Source organism: Mesorhizobium sp. M0772, from assembly GCF_040320135.1.
Classification (GTDB): Bacteria; Pseudomonadota; Alphaproteobacteria; order Rhizobiales; family Rhizobiaceae; genus Mesorhizobium.
In genome coordinates, this window is the sequence record NZ_JAMYPB010000101.1 from 1 (window position 1) to 4,357 (window position 4,357).

A 4,357-nucleotide genomic window follows, 5' to 3' on the forward strand; every position below is an offset into this window, starting at 1 on the left:
CCTGGTATGGCGGGCGACCTCTATCGCAGCGAGCCCGCCTTCCGCACTCCATTCGACCGCTGCGCAGACATCATCAGCGCCAACACCGGCGAGGATCCGAGAAGCGTCCTGTTCGAAAGACCGACGAACGCGGGAAACTCGGCTAGCGATCGAGCGACATTGAACTTCAGGGCGATGGTCGGACGAGGTGTCGCTGGACCGTCGACGTCCAAGTTGAATGAGACGCGGCTGGCCCAGCCGATCGTATACGCCATCGGCTATGCTTTAAACGAGCTTCTCGGGTCGTTCGGCATAAGGCCTACAGCTGTGATCGGACACAGCCTCGGCGAGTATGTCGCAGCAACGGTTGCCGGCGTTCTTTCGATGTCAGATGCGCTCAACCTCGTTTGCCGACGTGCGGCACTCATTCACGATCAACCGCGCGGTGCGATGCTCGCTGTCGCGCTGTCCGACAACGAGATTCTGGCCCGGCTCCCCACGGGCCTTGACCTTGCCGTTATCAACGGTGGCCAGGCCACTGTGGTCGCAGGGCCGATTGAAATCGTACGAGACTTCGAAGCGGAGCTTCAGGCGCAGGACATCGCCTGCCGGATGCTAGAGACCACCCACGCCTTCCACTCCCGGCTGCTGGAGCCCGCCGCACCGGCACTTACCGAACTCGTCGCCCAATACACGTTGAACGCGCCGCGGATCCCGCTCGTTTCCAACTTGACGGGAGCTTGGCTCACTGCGGCCGACGCCGCGAATCCGTCGTATTGGGCCAAGCACATGTGTGGGACTGTGCATTTTTCCCGCGGGCTCGAAATGCTCCTCAGATCGCCCGACACTGTCCTCGTGGAAGTCGGGGCCGGGCAGGCCCTCGCATCGTTTGCCAAGCAGCACACCAGCACCGGGGCAGATCGCATCGGATCGATCTTCTCGACGCTACCGTCGGTCCATATTCGCGAATCCGACCTGGCGTTCTTCCAGACGACGCTAGGCCGCATGTGGCTCAGCGGCGTCGACGTGGACTTCACGTCAGCGCGTGCCGGGGAGGGACGCCGTCGGCTCCCGCTTCCGACCTATCCATTCGAAGGCGAGCGCCACTTTCGTGAGGCTCCGGGCGTAGCGCCGGCCACTACGGGCGCGCGCGGTCCAAACCAACCCACCGACGAGGCGCGTGTCGCCGACACATCCCGTTGGTTTTATCGGCCGACGTGGAGAGCCGCGCCCCTTCCGCCCTCCGCGGTTGGGGTCGTTCCCGAACCAATGGTGGTCTTCGCCCGGCCAGATGACGGGATGGGTCGCATCGCTGCGCAGCTAACCGCTTCCGGCTGCCACGTGACGACAGTTCAACCGGGCGCGGAGTTTCGAGTGCTCAGTGAGGACTGTTTCGAAATTCGTCCTTCTGAGAGCGCCGACTATGAGCGGCTAATCATGTCGCTCACCGAGCGCGGCCACCCGCCAATCCGGTTCGTCCACGGCTGGACGGCGTTTGGGGCTCGTGAGATGCCTTCGGACGAGACGTTGCTTGACCTAGGGTTTTTCAGCGTCCTTGCCCTCGGCAAAGCGCTCGGCGGCTCCGGCGCTCCGTTCGGAACCACCATGGTGGTGCTTTCCGCGGGAATCTCGGCGACCGGGACAGGGGCTGCAGTCAACGCAACCATCCAAGGCGTCTGCAAGGCGCTGCCGCAGGAATGTGCTGGCGTCGACTGCCGCGTGATCGAGACGGCTGGGGTCGCGGATGGCCCCATGAGTGATGCGGTTGTCGCACAGTTAGCTGCTGACATTCGAGCCAAGCCCGTCGCGCGCTGCGTCGCTTATCAGGACGGGAAGCGCCAGGAACTGGCGTTTCTGCCGTTGGAGTTGCCGACGCCGCTTCCAGCGCTGCGCTGGCGCAAACGTGGGGTCTACTTGATCACTGGTGGCATCGGCGAGGTCGCGCTTGCCATTGCGAAGGACCTGTCGCAAAGGTTCGGTGCTCGGCTCGCTCTCATAGGCCGGACGACTTTGCCGCCAGAGGGGGAGTGGGCTGACTGGTTGCGGGCGAACCAGCCGGATTCTTCCGAAAGCCTCACGATCCGACGTATCGAGGAGATTAATTGCCTAGCAGGCGAGGCGATGTATTGCTGTGCCGACGTCAGCGACGTCGGTCAGCTCCGTCAGGCCATCGCCGACGTCCGATCTCGGTGGGGCGACGTTCATGGCGTTATCCATGCAGCCGGCGTTTCGCACGCGGAGGCGTACGCGACTGTGGCCAACCTCACCCGGAGCCAGTGTCTTGCACACTTGTCTCCAAAGCGCTCTGGACTACTTGCAGTCCATGAAGTGACCAAGGACGAAGACCTCGACGTCCGCATCGCTTTTTCCTCTCTAGCCGCCGTTCTGGGAGGGATGACTTTTGGCGCCTATGCCGCCGCCAATGCCTTTATGGACGCTTTCGCCGCCGCTGAACCCGACGTGCATGGGGCGAGATGGAGAGCCGTGAACTGGGATACTTGGGGCGTGCGCGACCACAATCACGGCAACCTCGGAAGTTCAGTGGCGAAGTTCGAGATGACCCCGACCGAGGCACTTGCCGCACTCGATTGCGTCGTTTCGTGCGACCTCCCGTCCCGCATCGTGAATTCGACCGGAGATCTGGACGCCCGCTATCGACAATGGGTGGAACCGCAGAGTCTTCCGCCGCGCCACGCGGCAGGACCCAAGACGGCCGCTGCCGGTGGACCCGCGCACAAAGCCACCCCCCGGCAAATCATCGTCGAGGCTTGGCGCGATATTCTCGGGATCGAGAAGATCGGCGAAAACGACAACTTCTTCGACCTCGGCGGGAATTCTCTCACAGGAATGCAGCTGATCGCCAAGCTATCTAGCGAGCTTGGCATGAGAATCTCGATCTTGAGCCTCTTCGAGGCCTCAACGGTGACAGCCTTCACGCGGCTTCTTTTTCCTGACGACGAAAGACCAGCCGCTCCGGCCGTCGCGAAAACGCCATCGGTGGCGCCCCCTGATGATACTGGACCCAACTCCATCGCGATCATCGCGATGAGCGGTCGGTTTCCTGGGGCTAGTTCGGTCGACGAATATTGGGACCTCGTTCGCGACGGGCGAGAGGCGATCACGCACTTCACGGCGGACGAACTCATTGCCGCAGGCGTTGATCCGAGTGACCTTGCTGACCCGGCCTACGTCAAGGCACGCCCAGTTATGAACGGCATCGCGGAGTTCGACGCTGGGTTGTTCGGCTATACGCCACGCGAAGCCGAATTGATGGATCCGCAGCACCGCCTTTTCATGGAATGTGCTTGGGAGGCACTCGAAAACGCGGGTTATGACGGGGTGCGCTACGAGGGTCGCGTAGGCGTCTTTGGCGGCTGCAACATCAGCTCATACTTGATGCGGATGATGATGGACGATTCCGTCCGTCAGTCGCTCGGGGCCTACCAAGCCGAATACCAAGCCGTTATCGGGAACGACAAGGACTCGCTGACGACGAGCGTCTCCTACAAACTTAACCTCAGGGGGCCAAGCTTTGCGGTCCAGACCTTCTGCTCGACGTCTCTGGTCGCCGTCCATCTTGCCTGCCAGAGCCTTCAGGGCGGCGAATGCGATATCGCCTTGGCGGGCGGCGTTTCAGTCCGAGTACCGGATCGGATCGGCTACTTCTACCGTGAAGGGGGCATGGAGTCGCCAGATGGCCATTGTCGGGCTTTCGACCGTAAGGCGCGCGGAACGCTGTTTGGTGACGGCGTAGGCGTCGTCGCCCTGAAGCGGCTGCGGGACGCCTTGGCGGACCGTGATCCAGTTTTGGCGGTGATCCGCGGCTCGGCGGTCAACAATGACGGCGCACTTAAAGTGGGCTTCACCGCACCGAGCGTGGTCGGACAGGCGCAGGTGGTGGTCCGCGCGCTCGAAGCAGCACGACTAACCGCCGACGAGATCGACTACGTGGAGGCGCACGGCACTGGGACGATCCTCGGCGACCCGATCGAGGTCGCCTCACTGACGAAAGCCTTTCAGTATACAACTGACAAGACTGGATACTGCCGGCTCGGATCGGTCAAGCCGAACGTTGGCCATCTCGATCGCGCGGCCGGAGTCGCCAGTCTTATCAAGGTCGTGAAGGCGCTCGAACACGGCGTCCTCCCGCCGAGCATCAACTTCGACGAGCCCAACCCGGATATTGACTTCGAGCGGAGCCCGTTTCGGGTCAATACGGTTCTTACAGCATGGCGGCGTGACCTTAGCCGACCGCGCCGCGCCGGCGTCAACTCGCTCGGCATGGGCGGAACGAACGTCCATGTTGTGGTGGAGGAGTGTCCAGAGCAGTGCGAGGCAGGTGAGGTGGATGGGGCGACTGGGGAGTGGCATCTTCTGG

The 4,357-nt window shown here is 62.5% G+C and carries 1 protein-coding gene; it reads left to right on the forward strand.

Annotated elements, in window-relative coordinates:
* Window positions 1-6: 6 nt before the first annotated feature.
* Window positions 7-4,357 (forward strand): beta-ketoacyl synthase N-terminal-like domain-containing protein (locus NKI06_RS30630; RefSeq protein ID WP_352987913.1); only part of this gene is annotated, 4,351 nt, incomplete at its 3' end.